Source organism: Streptomyces sp. 7R007, assembly GCF_054850255.1.
The window spans coordinates 144889-163031 of the sequence record NZ_JBTWMV010000011.1; the positions used below are offsets into that span (position 1 = coordinate 144889).

At 71.1% G+C, this 18143-nt stretch carries 9 protein-coding genes; 5 read left to right on the forward strand and 4 right to left on the reverse strand.

Annotated elements, in window-relative coordinates; genetic code table 11:
* Nucleotide 1 precedes the first annotated feature (1 nt).
* From ACYF6T_RS17135 to ACYF6T_RS17145, 3 genes are read left to right on the forward strand one after another with little or no spacing between them, the layout of a single operon-like run.
* A complete protein-coding gene (locus ACYF6T_RS17135; protein WP_461697301.1) occupies nt 2-1927 on the forward strand; it encodes an acetyl/propionyl/methylcrotonyl-CoA carboxylase subunit alpha in 1926 nt (641 codons plus the stop codon).
* Nucleotides 1924-2847 carry a hydroxymethylglutaryl-CoA lyase gene (locus ACYF6T_RS17140; RefSeq protein WP_461697303.1) on the forward strand — a complete coding sequence of 308 codons (924 nt, stop codon included), beginning with the start codon at nt 1924-1926 and terminating at the stop codon, nt 2845-2847. Before ACYF6T_RS17135 ends, ACYF6T_RS17140 begins: the two co-directional genes overlap by 4 nt.
* 8 nt (nt 2848-2855) lie before the next feature.
* Complete coding sequence (locus ACYF6T_RS17145; protein WP_461697304.1) at nt 2856-4016, forward strand: acyl-CoA dehydrogenase family protein; 1161 nt, start codon at nt 2856-2858, stop codon at nt 4014-4016.
* A 4-nt stretch (nt 4017-4020) separates the two neighbouring features.
* Here ACYF6T_RS17145 and ACYF6T_RS17150 read toward each other — a convergent pair whose 3' ends face one another.
* The 4 genes from ACYF6T_RS17150 to ACYF6T_RS17165 form a co-directional block, all read right to left on the reverse strand.
* On the reverse strand, nt 4021-4641 hold the full coding sequence (locus tag ACYF6T_RS17150) for a DUF4304 domain-containing protein (RefSeq protein ID WP_461697306.1): 621 nt from the start codon (nt 4639-4641) through the stop codon (nt 4021-4023).
* Between the two features lie 10 nt (nt 4642-4651).
* Entirely contained in the window at nt 4652-5497 is an 846-nt protein-coding gene (locus ACYF6T_RS17155; RefSeq protein ID WP_461697308.1) for a hypothetical protein, read from the reverse strand.
* Nucleotides 5498-5542: 45 nt separating this feature from the next.
* On the reverse strand, nt 5543-12049 hold the full coding sequence (locus ACYF6T_RS17160; protein ID WP_461697310.1) for an RHS repeat domain-containing protein: 6507 nt from the start codon (nt 12047-12049) through the stop codon (nt 5543-5545).
* Nucleotides 12050-12121: 72 nt separating this feature from the next.
* Nucleotides 12122-15802: a LamG-like jellyroll fold domain-containing protein gene (locus tag ACYF6T_RS17165; protein ID WP_461697311.1), complete on the reverse strand. Its 3681-nt coding sequence runs from the start codon at nt 15800-15802 to the stop codon at nt 12122-12124.
* Between the two features lie 322 nt (nt 15803-16124).
* Between ACYF6T_RS17165 and ACYF6T_RS17170 the strand changes: the two genes are divergently transcribed.
* Both ACYF6T_RS17170 and ACYF6T_RS17175 read left to right on the forward strand, forming a co-directional pair.
* On the forward strand, nt 16125-17171 hold the full coding sequence (locus ACYF6T_RS17170) for an ABC transporter substrate-binding protein (protein ID WP_461697312.1): 1047 nt from the start codon (nt 16125-16127) through the stop codon (nt 17169-17171).
* A gap of 8 nt (nt 17172-17179) precedes the next feature.
* Nucleotides 17180-18046 (forward strand): siderophore-interacting protein, encoded by an 867-nt coding sequence (locus tag ACYF6T_RS17175; protein WP_461697314.1) that lies wholly within the window; start codon nt 17180-17182, stop codon nt 18044-18046.
* The last annotated feature ends 97 nt before the right edge of the window (nt 18047-18143 follow it).

Sequence of the window (18143 nt, forward strand, 5' to 3'; positions counted from 1 at the left end):
CATGTTCGACACGGTACTGGTGGCCAACCGGGGCGAGATCGCCGTCCGGGTGATCCGCACGCTCCGCTCGCTGGGCGTGCGCTCGGTGGCCGTCTTCTCCGACGCGGACGCCGACGCGCGGCACGTGCGGGAGGCCGACACGGCGGTCCGGATCGGCCCGGCACCGGCGGCCGAGAGCTATCTGTCCGTCGAGCGGCTGCTGGAGGCCGCCGCCCGCACCGGCGCCCAGGCGGTCCACCCCGGGTACGGCTTCCTCGCCGAGAACGCCGGCTTCGCGCGCGCGTGCGCCGACGCCGGGCTGGTCTTCATCGGGCCGCCCGCCGAGGCCATCGCCCTGATGGGCGACAAGATCCGCGCCAAGGAGACGGTGCGGGCGGCCGGCGTGCCGGTCGTCCCCGGCGGACGCGACCCCGAACTGGCCGAGGCCGCCCGCGAGCTGGGCGCCCCCGTACTGCTCAAGCCGTCGGCCGGCGGAGGCGGCAAGGGCATGCGGCTGGTGCGGGACCTGTCCGCGCTGGACGAGGAGATCGCCGCCGCCCGCCGCGAGGCCCGCGCCTCCTTCGGGGACGACACGCTGCTGGTGGAGCGGTGGGTGGACCGGCCCCGGCACATCGAGATCCAGGTGCTGGCCGACGGCCACGGCACCGTCGTCCACCTCGGCGAGCGCGAGTGCTCGCTGCAACGCCGGCACCAGAAGATCATCGAGGAGGCGCCCAGCGTGCTCCTCGACGAGGCCACGCGCGCGGCGATGGGCGAGGCCGCGGTGCAGGCGGCCCGCTCGTGCGGGTACGTCGGCGCGGGCACGGTGGAGTTCATCGTGCCGGGCGGCGACCCTTCGTCGTACTACTTCATGGAGATGAACACCCGGCTCCAGGTGGAGCACCCGGTGACCGAGCTGATCACGGGGCTCGACCTGGTGGAGTGGCAGCTGCGGGTGGCGGCGGGCGAGCGGCTGCCGTACGGGCAGGACGACATCACGCTGACCGGGCACGCGATCGAGGCGCGGCTGTGCGCCGAGGACCCCGCCCGCGGGTTCCTGCCCACCGGCGGCACGGTGCTCAGGCTCCGCGAGCCCCAGGGCGACGGCGTGCGCACCGACTCGGGGCTCAGCGAGGGCGCCGAGGTCGGCTCGCTGTACGACCCGATGCTGTCCAAGGTGATCGCGTACGGCCCGGACCGGGAGACGGCGATCAGGAAGCTGCGCGCGGCCCTGGCCGAGACCGTCACGCTGGGCGTGCAGACCAACGCCGGGTTCCTGCGGCGGCTGCTGGCGCATCCGGCGGTGGTGGCGGGCGAGCTGGACACCGGTCTGGTCGAGCGGGAGGCCGACGCGCTGGTGCCGGCCGACGTGCCGGAGGAGGTGTACGAGGCCGCCGCGGCCGTACGCCTGGACGCGCTGCGGCCGCGCGGCGACGGCTGGACGGACCCGTTCTCGGTGCCGAGCGGCTGGCGCCTGGGCGGCGCGCCGAAGCCCGTCGCCTTCCCGCTGCGGGTCGACGAGCCGGTGGAGTACGCCCCGCGCGGCACCCACACCGTCACCGCCGACACCGTCTCCGTCACCCTCGACGGCGTCCGCCACACCTTCCACCGCGCCGCCGACTGGCTCGGCCGCGACGGCGACGCCTGGCACGTGCGCGACCACGACCCGGTCGCCGCCTCCCTCGGCCGCGCCGCCCACGCGGGCGCCGACTCGCTCACCGCGCCCATGCCCGGGACGGTGACGGTCGTGAAGGTCGCCGTCGGCGACGAGGTGGCCGCCGGTCAGAGCCTGCTGGTCGTGGAGGCGATGAAGATGGAGCACGTCGTCTCCGCCCCGCACGCCGGCACGGTCGCCGAGCTGGACGTCGCACCGGGCACGGCGGTCGCCATGGACCAGGTGCTCGCCGTCATCACACCGCTGGAAAGCCCGGCAGAGGAGGCCAAGTGACTCTCCCCATGGTCGTACCGGCCCAGGGCCTGCCCCCGCGGGTGCGGATCCACGAGGTCGGCGCGCGTGACGGGCTGCAGAACGAGAAGGCGACCGTGCCGACGGAGGTCAAGGCGGAGTTCATCCGCCGGCTGGCCGACGCGGGGCTGACGACGATCGAGGCGACCAGCTTCGTGCACCCGAGGTGGGTGCCCCAGCTCGCCGACGCCGAGCAGCTGTTCCCGCAGGTCGCGGACCTGCCCGTCGAGCTGCCGGTGCTCGTCCCGAACGAGCGCGGCCTGGACCGCGCCCTCGCCCTCGGCGCCCGCCGGGTCGCCGTCTTCGCCAGCGCCACCGAGTCCTTCGCCAAGGCCAACCTCAACCGCACGGTCGACGAGGCGCTGGCGATGTTCGAGCCGGTGGTCGGGCGGGCGAAGGCCGAGGGCGGGCACGTGCGCGGGTACCTCTCCATGTGCTTCGGCGACCCCTGGGAGGGCGCGGTGCCCGTCCCGCAGGTGGTGCGGGTGTGCCGGGCCCTGCTGGACATGGGCTGCGACGAGCTGAGCCTGGGCGACACGATCGGCGTCGCGACACCGGGCCATGTGCGGGCGCTGCTGACCGCGCTGGACGTCCCCGTCGAGAAGGTCGGCGTGCACTTCCACGACACCTACGGCCAGGCGCTCGCCAACACCCTGGCCGCCCTTGAGCACGGCGTCACCACCGTCGACGCCTCCGCCGGCGGCCTCGGCGGCTGCCCGTACGCCAAGTCCGCCACCGGCAACCTCGCCACCGAGGACCTCGTGTGGATGCTCCGGGGTCTCGGCATCGACACCGGAGTCGATCTCGGCCGTCTCGTCGCCACCAGCGTGTGGATGGCCGGCCAACTGGGCCGACCCAGCCCGTCCCGCACCGTCCGCGCCCTCTCCCACCAGGAGCAGTGATCACAGCCATGGACTACCGACTCTCCCCCGAGCTGGAGGAACTCCGGCGCACCGTCGAGGAGTTCGCCCACGAGGTGGTGGCGCCGAAGATCGGCGACTACTACGAGCACCACGAGTTCCCCTACGAGATCGTCCGTGAGATGGGCCGCATGGGCCTGTTCGGGCTGCCGTTCCCGGAGGAGTACGGCGGCATGGGCGGCGACTACCTCGCGCTCGGCGTGGCCCTGGAGGAGCTGGCCCGGGTCGACTCGTCCGTCGCCATCACGCTGGAGGCCGGCGTCTCGCTGGGCGCGATGCCGATCCACCTCTTCGGCACCGAGGAGCAGAAGCGGGCGTGGCTGCCCCGGCTGTGCTCGGGCGAGATCCTGGGCGCGTTCGGCCTGACCGAGCCGGACGGCGGCAGCGACGCCGGGGCGACCCGCACCACGGCCCGCCTGGACGAGGCGACGGGCGAGTGGGTGATCAACGGCACGAAGTGCTTCATCACCAACTCGGGCACGGACATCACGGGACTGGTGACGGTCACCGCGGTCACCGGGCGCAAGGCCGACGGCCGTCCGCTGATCTCCGCGATCATCGTCCCCACCGGCACGCCGGGCTTCACGGTCGCGGCGCCGTACTCCAAGGTCGGCTGGAACGCCTCGGACACCCGCGAGCTGTCCTTCCAGGACGTCCGGGTGCCCGCCGCCAACCTGCTGGGCGAACAGGGCCGCGGCTACGCCCAGTTCCTGCGCATCCTGGACGAGGGCCGGGTCGCCATCGCGGCGCTGGCCACCGGGCTCGCGCAGGGCTGTGTGGACGAGTCGGTGAAGTACGCCAAGGAGCGGCACGCCTTCGGCCGGCCCATCGGCGCCAACCAGGCGATCCAGTTCAAGATCGCCGACATGGAGATGAAGGCCCACACCGCCCGACTCGCCTGGCGGGACGCGGCCGCCCGCCTGGTGAGCGGCGCCCCGTTCAAGAAGGAGGCCGCGCTGGCCAAGCTGTACTCCTCCACGATCGCCGTGGACAACGCCCGCGACGCCACCCAGATCCACGGCGGCTACGGCTTCATGAACGAGTACCCGGTGGCCCGCATGTGGCGCGACTCGAAGATCCTGGAGATCGGGGAGGGGACGAGCGAGGTCCAGCGCCTGCTGATCGCACGGGAGTTGGGGTTGGTGGGCTGAGTTCTCAGGCCGACCTGAGTCGGGCCCAGTCGACGAAAGGCGGGAAGGCGCCGTCGGCCTCGGCCTTGTCCACGAGGGCGCCCACCTCCGCGACCGGATCGTCGTCGATACGCAGGAGGATCTCGCTCGTAAGGGCGTCCCGCAGCCGCACCAACTCGTCGTTCGGGTTGGTGCGGGTCTCCCCCAGCAGGGTGCGTCGGTCCAGCAGTCGTACCATCCGCGGCACGGCCTGCTCGTCGAGGATCCGGGCCAGTTCCCGACCGCAGGCGTCACGCGTGTCCGGTTCCGCGAAAGCCCAGCGGCTGCGGAAGTACCCCTCCTCGTCGGACTCGTGGGCGGCCACGTCCGGCGGTGTCACCTTGCAGGTCGCGAGCGCGCCGCTGGCGTTGGGGGTGCCCGCCCCGCCGCGGGCCCGGTAGGCGAACTCCCAGCTCGGCAGCGGCACCATCCAGAAGCTCACCTCGAAGACGAACTTCTCGGGATCGACCAGGTCCGCGTCGATGTGCAGGAACGCGTGATCCCCGTTCGGAGCGGCCCGCCGGAAGGTCCTGCCCTTCTTCGCGAAGCCGGCCGCCTTCATCACGGGGGTCACGTGCTCCCGGATGAGCGCGTCCAGCGGGTTCACCGGATCCTCCTCAGACCCCGCTCGCGTCCTCGAACACCACCCGGAGGTGCTCCCTGGCGGGGTCGGCCTCGGGGATGCCCGGTGGGAGCGCCGGTGCGAGTGCGCGGAAGACCGCGCGCATCGCCCGGTCGTCGTACCCGGCGAGTGTCTCCGTCGCCTGGAGCAGGAGGCCGCCGCCGCGCAGTTCCCGTACGGCGTGGAAGGCGCCGGTGGCCGTGAGGCGCGAGGCGCCGCCCAGGCGGGCGGCGAGTTCGGACGGGACGCCCGTGATCCAGGAGTAGCCGCGCAGGTGGGTGCGGGACTCGGCGAGGTACCTGCGGTGGGTCCGCCGCAGCGCCGCCTCCAGGTCGGGGGTCTCGTGGAAGTTGCGGTGGTCGACGCGCGCGAAGACCGGGTCGGCGCCGTCGAGGGCGGTGGCCAGGAAGTCGAGCAGGCCTGCGCAGTAGGCGGGGTCACCGATCCGGTCGCCGGCCAGGACCGCCGCGGAGAGCTCGGTGTGCGTACCGCCGCGGCCCTTGTGCCGGCTGCCGACGCGCCCGAAGTCGTCGACCCATTCCTCCTCGTCCACCGAGGGCGCGTGGAAGCCGGCGCTCGCGTGGAAGGGGTTCGGGCGCAGTGCGTCGGCGAGCGCCGGCCAGTTCTCCCTGACGTCCTTGAGCCGGGTCTCCCGCCCGCCGCTGATCGATTCGGTGACGAGCGCGTACGAGTCGCCGGTCTCCTTCGCGTCGCCGGAGAAGAGGAGGTCGATCGCGGTACGGAACCAGTGGACGACGAGGTCCCCGCGCGGCACGGGCGCCTGCTCGTCGAGCGTGGCCCAGATGGTCACGTCCATACCGGGTCCCTCTTCGTCCGTCACGGCCTCCTCCTTCTCTCGTCGATGCCGACCCTACTGGGCGCCCCGTCAGGCGAAGGCCCCACCCGTCAGGCCGTTGAAGATGAAGCCGACCGTGAACAGCACACCGGTGAAGACCACCACTCCCGCCCCGGCCTTCTGCGCGCCCGGCGAGACCTCGAAGCCGCCCGCCGGTCCGCCGGCCGAGGCCACCCCGGTCGGACCCGGGGCGGGTTCCAGAGCGGGTGCGTCGACCGTGCCCGGCGCCGGTTCCTCGACCGGGGCCGCGGTGCTGGCGGTGGGCTTGGGCGTGGGGCTGGGGCCCGGCCTGGGCGTGGGATTGTCGCGGTTCTTGCGGCCGTAGAAGCGCATGCCGGGGTACTCCGCCTTGGACCAGACGTTCACGATGCCCTCTCTCGATGCCGCCCGGCCGGAGAGCAGGCCGGGGCCCCGCTCGACCTCCCGGTCGTCGCCCTGGTCGTCCAGGTAGTCCTGCATGCCCTCGACGTACCTGGTCAGATCCTTGGGCCCGTCGGTCTTGCCGTAGTCGTTGCCCGGCTTGACCTCCCAGATGTACACCTTGTCCTTCGTCCACAGGATGACGTCCGCTGCGCCGTCGTTGCCGGTGTCGTTGCCGCTCGCGCCCGGGACGGTGTTGGCGGTGGTGCCGCCGTCGCCGACGTCCACCGTGACGTAGCCCTCGACCTTGTACTCCATGGCCCACACCTGCGCCGCGTACCCGGACTGGCAGACGGCGGCGTCGTGGCCGCTCATGTGGAAGGTCAGGGCGCAGGCGGAGCCGACGTTGCTCTTGCCGCCGTGCCGGACGACCGTCTTGCCGCTCTTGCCCTGTCCGCCACTGGAGTTGGAGGACGAGGAGGCCTTCTTGTTGTGCGTGACCGGCATGCCGCCCCGGCACTCGATCAGGCCCTCCGCGCACTCCATGAGCTGCTCACCGCTCGGGTCGGAGAAGGAGACCGGGTTGTTGGCCGCGTAGGTGTAGCCGTTGAGGGTCTGCGGCTTGTCGGTCTCCAGGAGCGGGTCGGCGCTGATGAAGCGGCCCGTCGACGGGTCGTACTCGCGGGCGCCGACATGGGTCAGGCCGGTGCTCGCGTCCGCCGTCTTGCCGAGGAACGCCTTGTCGTCGGGCCAGCTGCCGGTCCCGCCGGAGCGGGTCGCGCCGAAGGGTGTGGTGTAGCGCTTGGTCACGGTCTGCGTGGTGGAGTCGAGCGCGACGCTGGAGGTGCCGTGCTGGTCGGCGGCGAGCCAGCACAGGGTGTCGGTGCCGGACTTGTTGCTGCGCAGGGCGACCGCGTTGCCGTCGAAGCCGTAGTACCGCTGTCCCCAGTACTTGCCGGTGGCGTTGTTCAGGTGGACCTCGGTGGTGCCCAGGTAGAGGACGGTCTCGCCGGAGGCGTTGCGGCGGATGAGCAGGTTGCCGTCGGCGTCGTAGACGTAGCCGGTGGTGGCGGTGCCCTCCTTCAACTCGGCGAGCTTGCCCTCGGGCGACCAGGTGAGGGACTGGGTGGCGGTGCCGTCCGGGCGGCCGGTGGTGTTGCCCGCGGCGTCGTAGCCGTAGACGGGGGTGACCCCGGTGCAGGAGGCCGCCGTGGTGGTCGCGTTGAGGGCGTGCGGCTGGGTGGAGCTGTAGCAGTAGGTCTTCGTCGTGGTGGCGGACGTGGTGTGGGTGGTCTCGGTGGCGCGCAGTCCCGAGTCCGTGTAGGTGTACGACGTCCAGTACGGGCTCGGCCCGCCCAGCCCCGACGTGGTCCGGGGCGCCGTGCAGTCACCGCCGGCCGGCGTCCAGGCCTCGGTCAGGCGGCGGTGACCGTCGTAGGCGAAGCACTGGTTGTCCGAGGACGAGGTGCCGCCCAGCGTCGTCGGGTCCTTGATGGAGGTGACGTTGCCGGTGTCGTCGTACGCGTAGTTGAGCTCCTGGAGCTCGTAGCCGTGGGTCTGGTCGGTCAGCACCGCCTGGGTGAGCCGGCCGGTGCCCTCCTCGTAGGTGTTGGTGAGGTACGCCTTCTTGGTGCCGGTCGCCGTGGAGGTGCCCAGGGTCGTCTGTTCGATCTGGCCCAGGGCGGAGTAGCTGACGCCGAGGACATAGCCGCTGGCACCGGAGAGGTTCGTGGGCAGGCCGACCCCGTTGTACTCGGAGGTGATCTTCTCGGCCGCGAGACCGCCGGCGGCGGGTTCGTTGATGTACTGCTGGGTGCCGTCGATGTTGTAGTACGTCGAGAAGTCCAGCGTGTCCTTCACCGCGCCGGAGGTGACCAGGGCGTCGTTCGCCGGCAGCACCAACTGGGTCGTGGTGGCATGGTAGTTGGCGTCGTAGGCGGTGACCTTCTTGGTGTACGCCGAGCCGCTCACCCCGCCCACGTAGCGGGTCGTGGAGTCCAGCTGGCCCTTGTAGAGGGTGTCGTACGCCCAGGCGGTCAGCTTGTTGGCGTCCGTCTTGGACCCGCTCCACTCCCCCGTCTTGCGCCCGAGGACGTCGTACTCGTAGAGCAGGGAGGCGCTCCGCGAGTCGGTGACCTTGGCGACCTGGTCCAGGGCGGTGTACTCGGTGCTCGTCGTGCCCTTGTCGGGGTCGGTGGCGGTGACCTGACGGCCGTAGAGGTCGTAGCCGTAGCTCCACTTGGCCTTGTCGGGCCCGGTCACCGTGGACTGCTTGCCGTCGAGGGTGTACGTGAACTTGGTGCTGGTGTAGGGGGCGCCGCTGCTCGCTCCGTAGTCGGTGTCGGAGGTGGCGGTGCCGGCGTACTCGCGGCGCTCGACGGTGCGGCCGAGGGCGTCGGTGATGTCGCGGGTGGCGGAGCCGCCGGACAGGGCGGTGACGGCGGTGGAGTCACCGGTGTAACTGGTCGTGGTCGACCAGCGCTTGACGCCGTAGACGTAGAGGGTGCTGTCGGTGGGGCGGCCGGCCGCGTCGAAGGCGGTCTCGGTCTGCTTGGGGGACTCGCCGTACTCGGCGCGGGTGTAGGTACCGGTCGGCGTGTGGTCCTGGTCGAAGATGTCCGCGTACGTCTCGTAGACCAGGCCCCGGTTGTCGTAGCGGGTGTCGGTCAGCAGGCGTCCGCCGAGCGCGGTGGGCGCCTGGGTCTGCAGGGTGCGCAGCAGCGAGTCGTAGACGGTGTAGGTGGTGTTGTAGGTGTCGCCGTCCGCCTTGAGTGTGCCGGTCGACGTCCAGGACGGCTTGTCGGCGCTCACCGAGTAGTCGTACGTGTAGCTGGCGCTCTGTCCGCCCGAGTGGGAACGGCCCGGCAGCCAGACCGCGGTGGTGCGGCCGAGGGCGTCGTACGCGGTCTCCGTCAGTTTGGTGTTGACGTCGTAGACCTTGGTGATCTGGCCGCTCGCCGGGTCGTGGTAGGTGTACGACTTCTGCGTCTTGGGGTTGGTCACGACCATCCGGGTCAGCGGTCCGGCCGTGGTGGGCGTGTAGGCGACGGTGGTGGTGTTCTTGCCGGCATCGGTGGTGCTCACCACCCGGCCCAGGCTGTCGAAGCCGCTGGTGCCGGTGGTCTGCCAGGCGGTCGGGTTGCGCTCGCCGCCCGTCGCGGTGGCCGGGTAGGCGGAGGCCCGGCCGGCCCAGGTCTTCAGGCCCTTGGTGGGGGTCTGGCTCGCGCTCCACGCGGTCGCCGACGTGTTGTCGTAGTAGCTCGCCGTGTCCGACAGGACGTCGCCGCGGGTGGCGGACGAGGTGGGCAGGGACAGCGAGGTCTCGCCGACCGAGCAGGCGCGGGCGACCGAACGGGTGCGGGATATCAGGGAGTTGATGCCGACGGAGTCGTTGCGGGCGTACCAGGTGCGGGTGCAGGTCTCGTCGCCGCTCTTGGCGGTGTCGCCCGCGTCGTCGACGGTGGCGGCCATGCCGTAGTCGTCGTAGGTGGTGGCGGTGGTGCGGGTGCGCCAGCCGGCCGTGGCCGTCAGATAGGTGTGGGTGTACGTCTTGGCGGTGCGGACGTAGTAGGCCTCACTGTCGGCATACGACTTGTGCTGGGTGGCGGTCTTCTTCGACCAGGGGTCGTTGACGGTGACGGTCACCGGGGTCGTGCCGTTGTAGGCGATCTGCTCGCGCAGCATGCCGGAGTACTGCTCGGTGTCCGTCTGGTCGGGCACGTCGAGGCCGGTGAAGCCGATGCCCTTGACGGTCGCGGTGCGGCGGGCGTCGGGGTCCAACGTGCCGTCGGAGCCCAGGAGTCGGTCGCCGTTCATGCCCTGCTGGTACACGGAGACCGTCTTGGTTGCGGAGTTGCCGACGCCCTTGGTGGTGGTCACCTTTCCGTAGCCGCGCCAGATGGACCAGGTGCGTTCGTCGGCGGAGACCAGCGGGTTCTCGTTGTAGTGCCAGGCCGGGTCGGAGTAGCTGTAGGAGGTCTCCACCGCGTCGTTGTGGCCGGTCGGGTCGGAGACGGTGACGGCGAGGACGCGGTACTTGTGGAACCAGTCGATGCTCGACTCGCTCGCGCCGTTGATGCCCCAGTACTGCGGATAGCAGGACTTGGCGTTGTCGTCCTCGGCGGCCGGCATGTTGGAGCCGCGCACGCACTCCGGCTCGGAGAGGGTGACGCGGGTGATGGACCCGGTCTCCGAGGTGATGCTCTCGATGCGGGGGCGGGACAGCGGGAGGATGTCGTCCGTGGCGTCGACCCGGTTCTCCCGCATCTGGTAGGTGAAGGTGATCGGGTCGAGGGAGATCGCGGTGCCGTTCTTGCCGGTCCGCTTGATGCTCTTCAGCGTGAGGGTCTGGTCGGTGCTGTCGCCGATGTCGCCGCCGTCCAGGTACTGCTGGGTGAACGCCCAGGTGTCGACGGGGATGAAGTCGCTCGTGGCCGCCGACCAGGCCCAGGTGTCGACCTGGGTGAGCCGCTTGCGGGTGAAGAAGGCCGGGCTGTGCGCGTCGCAGTCGGCGTCCTTCTTGCAGATCGCGTCGTAGGGCACGTCGGGCCAGTTCGGCGCGGTGGAGTCCTTCAGCTCGGAGCAGTCGGCGGCGGTGCAGCGCTCCTCGTAGGTGAAGGTGACCTTGTCGGAGGTGACGCCGGTGAACAGGGTGTCCTTGTTCTGGCCGTAGAGGATCTTGTTGAGGTAGCCGCCGCGGACGTACTCGGTGGTGGCGGTGGAGGCGCCGTTCTTGCCGTAGGCGTTGGTCTCCTTGGTGTACCAGTAGCTGGCCGCGTTGCCGCTGGTGTCCTCGACGTAGTCCAGGTTCCAGCGCCAGGCCTGGGTGGTGGCACGGTCGGCGAAGGCGGAGCCCTGGTCGTAGCCGGGTTCGCCGGAGTCGTCGCCGTAAACCGGCACGGTCCACACGGAGTTGGTGCGTTCGGTGCCGGCGCCGGCGAGCTTGTCGAGGCCGAAGACGTACTTGGTGCCGTCGCCGGTCGTCACCGTCCAGTACTCGCCGTTGCCGTCGCCGTTGTCGGCGCCGGTGGAGTGGGTGACGGTGGACGCGTCGTCGTTGGCCAGCCGCCAGACGCCGGTGGTGTCGTCCTTGACCAGCTCGCTGGACTTGCCTTCGAGGACGAGCGAGGCGTTGTCGTACTTCCAGCACAGGTCGTGCTTGTCGGCCTGGCCGTCCTTGTCACAACTGCCGTACGACCGCTCGACGTACGAGCTCGCCGACAGGTCGAAGCCCTCGCCGATCTGGGTCGTCTGGTTGTTCGTGGAGGCCGTACGGCCGTCGATGCTTCCCGAGTCGTACGACAGCTGCAGCGAGGGCGCGGGACCCGCGGCGGCGGGCGGCACGCTCATCGGGTACGACCAGCTGAACGAGCCGGCGCTGCCGCCCGCCTCCCAGGTCGAGGACGAGGAGAGCGGGGTCGCGGTGTAGGTGCCGGCGCCGGAGGAGGAGGTCGTGGAGGTGGCGGCGAGGGCGAGCACGGTGGCGTCCGCGGCCATCGCCACGTCGGCGGAGACGGCCTGCTCGCGGACGTCGTTGTCCGAGGCGAGCGGTGTACGAGTCCGGCAGGCGGCCTTCTCGGGAGTGGTCAGCGCGCACCCCGGCAACCGCACCAGCCCGAGCCGCCCCGACCACCCACCCCCATACGCCGACGCGAACCCCGAGTAGTCCAGCGTGAGATGGGCCCGTCCCGGCTCCGTTGCCGTCGCCGTCAGCAGGACGCCCTGCACGCCCGCCGCCGCCGTGGCCTTACGGTCCAGGACGCGGATCGACGCGTCACCGCCGGCCACATTGCCGACGCTCCCCGGCGCCACCGTCACCGGCAGCCCGCCCGGCTTCGTCGTCGCGCGGCCCGAGCGGCTGCCCGGCACGGCGACGGTCGTCCGGGCCGGCCTCGGCCAGGCGGAGTGCTGTTCGGCGGTGGCGCGGCGGGCCTGCGCGGAGTTCCTCGCGCGGGCCGCGGCGACCGCCGTGCGGGCCTTCTGCGCGCCCAGTCCGGTGACAGCGCGTACATCGCTGTCCCGCTGCTCGGGCAGGTCCGGCCGGCCCAGACCGGCGCTCGCGGCCTGCGCCGGCTGCACCGCGGGCAGCACGCCCGTCGCCAGGGCGACGGCCAGCGTCACCACGATCCCCGCGCGTCTGCCGCGCAGCCAACGAGCCACTCTCGTACCGGTGTTCACGACATACCCCTGTCAAGGCACGGCCGCGGGCGCGACCACGGAGGGAATGGAGTCGAAGGAAGGCGGGCGGCGTCAGTCGCCGATCATGGTGTCGACCTGGGTGCCGTCGGCCGCCGCGCCCACCCACATCCGGATGTCGGAGATCCGGCCGGGCAGGTAGTGGCCCCAGGCGCTGTTCACGAAGCCCTTGCCGACGGCGAGTTCTCCGGAGCCGACGACCGCGGTGTACGGGGTGTCGGTGTCGTTCTGGGTCGAGTCGAGGTAGAGGGCGATGGTGCCGGCCTGGGCGTCGTACACGCCCGTCAGCCGGACCCGGCTGCCGACCACCGCCGCACTGTCGGAGTCGACGGCGATGAAGGTGCCGTCCGCGGCGAGACGGCCGAACCTCCAGAAGCCGACGGGGACTTCGTAGGGGTTGTCGTCGTCGTCGAAGCGGGTCTCGGTGCCGGTCGTCTCGTACCACAGGCCCCAGGCGGAGCCGTCGGCGGTGCGCTGGCCGAGGATCTGCCCGATGAAGCCGGTGCCCTTGGCGTTGAGGGCGCTCTGGTCGAGTTCCACCTCGGTGGTGACGGTGAAGGAGCCGGTGTCGTCGACGACCGGTCCGGCGGCGGTGGCCGCGTCGTCGGTGCCGTCCAGGACGATCGCCTCGCCGTCGAGGGAGGCGCCTCCGGTCAGCGTGAGCGAGCGTCCGTAGCCGGTGACCGTGTCGGTGAGCGTGGTGCCGCTCGCCCCCTCCGGGTTCCAGGCGGCGACCAACTCGGTGGCCGTGGCGGTGTCGGTGGAGTCCAGCAGCCTGGCCTCGGCGGCGACTTCGGCGGGCGTGAGTGCCGTCTGGAAGACGGCTGCCTCGTCGATACGGCCCTTCCAGTACTGCTCGAAGGTGCCGTAGACGTAGCTCGCACGGCCGAACTGCAGCGGGCCGTCGGGGGTCTGCTTCTCGCCGCCGCTGGGCACGGTCACCGGGTCGCCCTGGGCGCGTCCGTTGACGTACAGCTGGATGGTCTTGTCGTCGGCGTCGTAGACGCCCGCGACGTGGGTCCACACCTTCAGCGGTGGGCCTTCGGCGAGCGCGTTCTTGGTGACGAAGTGCTTGCCGGAGGCGTCGGACCAGTTGAAGCGGAACACCCACCGCTTGACGCCGCCCGACCAGTAGAGCGAGAAGCCCGAGCTGTCGCTGCCGGTCTGGGACAGGACGGTGCGGTAGGCGCTGCTGTCGGTCAGGTACGTCCACGCCGAGACGGTGTACGAGGACTGGGTGTTGACGGCCGCGGCGGCGGTCGCCGCGTATCCGGACTGGCGGGTGGTGTCGGAGGTGTCGTTCAGCCAGAGGGAGCCGTCGCCGTCGCCGCGCCGGGCCAGGGCGGACCAGCCGGCGCCGGTGGTGTAGAGGGTGGCCGGGTGGCGGGTGCCGGGGGCCGTCGCCCCGTCGGCGGCGACGGTCTCGCCGGAACCGGGCGAACTGTCGTCGAAGTGCCAGCGTCCGGTGGCCCCTTGCCCCTCCTGCACGTTGAACCTGACGCTCGCGATGGCGCCCCAGCGTCCGCTGCCCACGTTGTCGAGTGCCCGCACCTGGAGCACCTGGGTGCCGGCCAGGTCCGGTGCGATGGCCTTCTTCACCGTCGTCCCGGAGACGGTGGCGGACCAGGACTTGGAGGAGGAGAGCTTGTAGCGGTAGCCGACGACGGTGGCGGCGTCACCGGAGGCCGGGGAGAAGGTGAAGTCGTCCTTCACGCCGGGCCCGCCGGCCGGTGCGCAGGCGTTGGCCGTGCACGCCGTGTACTTCGTGCCGAAGGTGATCACCGGGGCCTTGGGGGCCGTCGTGTCGACCTTGAAGTAGCACCAGCCCTTGGTCGTCACCGTGCTGTGCGATTCCAGATAGCTGTTGCCGCTGTTGTAGTAGGAGCGGGTGAACACGGCCATCCGGTACGTCCCGCCGTCCGCGAGCGTGACCGGCGAGCTGACCTCGACCTTCTTGCCGTCGCCCGTGTAGCCGGGGCTGACCGGCCGGACCGGTTCGGTGACCACGCTCCAGGTGGTGTCGGCGTTCTTCTTCTGCACGTAGAAGTGGGTGCGCAGGTTCGCCTCGGACTCGCCGCCGGCGAGGGTCTGGGCGACCGCGCTGAACGTGGGCGTGGGGTCCGACAGGACGTCGGGGTCGCTCGCGTCGGTCTGGCACGAGGAGACCTCACCGGACAGGACGCCGGGGCTGGTGGGCGGGGCCGGGACGCCCACGTAGTCGACGTCGAGCACGGCGTCGTCGTCGAACCTCTTCCAGCCGTTGGGGTCCGACTCGTTGTACGCCTTGAGCATCAGGGTGAGGCGGGAGAAGTCGCCGGCCGCGAAGGCCTTCACCGTGTTGGTGAGGTTCTCGTAGCTCTGCGCGGGGTCGTCGTTGAACTCGATGGGCGCGTCGGGCTGGCTCGGGTCGCAGGCGGTGCCGCGGCCGGCCGATACGGTGCGGTCGCCCATGATGTCCCAGTTGCCGGTCGGGCCGGGCCAGCGGGTCGCCGAGGAGATGTTCGGGGTCCGCACCAGCTGCACGGTGGTGTGCGTGCACGACATCGACCAGCGCTCGGTGACCCGGAAGGTGGCGTCGAGCACCCGCTTGCCGCGCAGCGCGGTCGGCGCGAACTCGAAGTACATGCGCTGCTTGTAGCCGGAGCCGCAGTAGTAGGCGTAGCCGCCGGTGACGTAGGTGCCGCAGTAGCCGACGCCCTCGCCGTCGTCGCCGCCGGAGAAGTTGTAGAAGGTGTCGCCGTCGGAGGAGAGCAGGGTGCGCTCGGACTCGCCCCAGGAGACGTCGGGGTCGATGTAGAGCGGGTAGACGGTGTCCTCGCCGGTCAGCAGCGCGGTGTCGGGTACGACGGTGATGGAGTCGGCGTCCGCCGTGACCGGCAGCACGGCGGAGGCGTCCCCGTCGCCGGGGCCGGCGGCCGGGTCGGGGGTGTGCTCGCCGTCGGAGGGGACCTGCTCGTCCGCCGCGCTCAGCGACATGGTGGACGGACCGGAGGCGGCCGCGTCGCCCGCGCTGTCCCACTGGCGGGCGGTCGGCGTGCGGAAGACGGCGTTGCCGTTGTCGTCCAGGGCGTTCAGACCGCCGCCCGCGCCCGCGCTCAGGGTCAGCCCCCGGGTGCGCACGGGGAAGTCGAGCTTCCTCAGCTCCTCGCTCGCCGCGGCCTCGGGCGTCTTGACGACGAGCACCTCGCGGTAGCCCTCGGTGGTCGCGGTCAGCCTGAGGTCCACACCGGGCAGGACCTCGGAGTAGACGGCCGACGCTCCGTCGAGGGCCGGCTCGGGCAGGGTGCCCGGCCAGCCGACGGTCAGGGAGCGGTCGCCCTCGGCCACCGTCACCAGGTCGGTGCCGGCGCCGCCGCCGGAGAAGGAGATGTCCGCGACGCTCGCCTTCGGGCCGACGGAGCCGTCGGCGCGGCGCTCCAGCGTGGCGTCGGGCGCCGCCCAGGAGCCGTCGGCCTGACGGGCGCGGACCGGCACGGTGGACAGGCTGAGGGAGAAGGTGGAGCCGTCGGGGTTGGCGTAGGTGGTGGCGTATTCGCCGCGCTCGCTCTTCACCTCGACGCGCTCGCCGCTCTCGACCGCTTCCCGGGAGGCTTTCTGAGCCTCGGTGAGTTCCGTCCGGGTGTCCTGCTCGCCGGCGGCGTCGGCGGCGTCGGCGGCGGAAACGGAAGACGCGGCGGACGCGGGAATCGCGTTGACCGTGCCCATGCCCACCGCGAGGACGGTGACAAGGGTCACCCAGCCTTTTCGGGCAGGTCTTTGACGGCACGCCAGAACAGATCTCACTACGCCCCCCGTGAATCACCAGTCCCCAACTGGCGCAATTTTTACGCACCTTGACCGTCCATAGTCAAGATTGATTCGCGGATTACCCGCCCTTTGATCGATTTCCCGAAATAGAAAGGAAGGCGAAGGGAAACTCACGGAAAACGAGGGCTGAAGGGCGGGCGATGTGGCGCCGGTCACAGGAGCCCCACCCCTGGACATCACATGAGGTTAGGCTAACCTACCTTCGAACTTGTCCGGCGGGCGCTCCGCCCCGTTCGAAAGCAGTCACACCATGTCCAACGCCAGAGCCAGCCACCTCACCCGTCGCGGCGTCCTCGCCGCGGGCGGCGCCCTCGGCCTCGGGGCCGTGCTCGCGGCCTGCGGTGACGACGACGCGAAAAGCGGGGGCTCGGGCAGCGGGACGACCGCCGCCAAGTCCGGGCCCTGGAGCTTCAAGGACGACCGCGGCAAGACCGTGAAGCTCGACGAGGTCCCCGAGAACATCGTCGCGTTCGTCGGCGTCGGCGCCGCGCTCTACGACTACGGCATCTCCGTCAAGGGCGTCTTCGGCCCGACGAAGACCTCGGACGGCAAGGCCGACGTCCAGGCCGGCGACATGGACATCAGCAAGCTGACGATCCTCGGCAACGTCTGGGGCCAGTTCAACGTCGAGAAGTACGCGGCGCTGGCCCCCGACGTCCTCATCACCACGATGTTCGACGACGCCGGGACCCTCTGGTACGTCCCCGACGAGTCCAAGGACAAGATCGCCAAGCTGGCCCCCAGCGTCGGCATCTCCGTCTACGACCGCCAGCTCACCGAGCCGCTGCAGCGCATGTGGGCGCTGGCCGAGTCGCTCGGCGCGGACATGACGGCCACGAAGGTCACCGACGCGAAGAAGGACTTCGAGGCGGCCGCGGCCCGGCTGCGCAAGGCCGCCAAGGCCAAGCCCGACATCAAGGTGATGGCCGGTTCCGCCAGCCAGGAGCTGTTCTACGTCTCCGGCACCAACCTCTCCATCGACCTGGAGTACTTCAAGGCGCTCGGCGTGAACTTCGTCGAGCCGCCGGAGAGCGCCAAGGCCAAGGGCGGCGGCTGGTACGAGTCGCTGAGCTGGGAGAACGTCGACAAGTACCCGGCGGACATCATCATGATGGACGACCGCTCCTCGGCCATCCAGCCGGCCGACATCACCGAGGCGACCTGGAAGAAGCTGCCCGCGGTCAAGGCGGGGCAGGTCATCTCCCGCTCGCCCGAACCGATCCTGTCGTACGACAAGTGCACGCCGCTGCTGACGAATCTGGCGGAGGCGCTGGAGAAGGCCGAGAAGGTCAGTTAGGAGTCGCCGTGACCACGGCCGTAGCCGCCCCGTTCCGTTTCTTCTCCCTCCAGGTCGTACGGACGAGGCGGCTCGGTCCGTCTCTGGTCCGGGTCACCTTCGGTGGCGGCGACCTGCACGACTTCCACTCCGACGGGCGCGACCAGTCCCTGTCGCTCTTCCTCCCCCACCCCGGCCAGACCGAGCCCGCCGTGCCCGTCGAGCTCGGTGACGGGTGGTGGCAGGGCTGGCGCGAACTGCCCGACGACGTACGGGCCGTGATGCGGTCGTACACCCTGCGCTCGCTGCGCCGCGCACCCGATGGGCCGGACGAGATCGACATCGACTTCGTGCTGCACACCCCGGCCGGTCCCGCCTCCCGCTGGGCCGGGCGGGCCGCCCCCGGCGACCGGGTGCTGCTGCTCGGACCGGCGGTCGCCGACAACCGGGCGATCCGGTTCCGGCCGCCCGAGGACACCGACCTGGTGCTGCTGTGGGGCGACGAGACGGCGCTGCCCGCCGTCGCCGCGATCCTGGAGTCGCTGCCGGCCGGTCAGCGCGTGCGCGCCTGGCTGGAGGTGGGCGACCCCGGCGACATCCAGGACCTGACCACCGAGGCGGACGCCGGGATCACGTGGCTGGTACGGCGGCACGACGTCCCCCACTGCCCCGAAGGCGTGGGAGGTGCCCCCGCCCCCATGGCCGTCGACGCCGTACGGGCCGCCTCCCTTCCGTCCGCCCGGCACCCGTACGTGTGGATCGCCGGTGAGTCCGGGTGCGTGAAGGCGCTGCGCCGGCACTTCGTCTCCGAGCGCGGAATCGACCGGCGGCGCGTCACCTTCGTCGGTTACTGGCGTACGGGCATGACCGAGGAACAGCTGCGCGCCGCCGCCTAGTTGAGGGCGCGACGGACGTGATCACGGTCACAGCAGGGGCGGTGTTTCGGAAGAGTTACTTAGGTTAGGCTCACCTAAGTAAGACCCCGAGGCTCCG

What these genes read in the sequence shown, in the direction of transcription:
- ACYF6T_RS17135 (WP_461697301.1), top strand. Translation starts at nt 2, where the DNA reads ATGTTCGACACGGTACTGGTGGCCAACCGGGGCGAGATCGCCGTCCGG.
- ACYF6T_RS17145 (WP_461697304.1), top strand. Translation starts at nt 2,856, where the DNA reads ATGGACTACCGACTCTCCCCCGAGCTGGAGGAACTCCGGCGCACCGTC.
- ACYF6T_RS17170 (WP_461697312.1), top strand. Translation starts at nt 16,125, where the DNA reads ATGTCCAACGCCAGAGCCAGCCACCTCACCCGTCGCGGCGTCCTCGCC.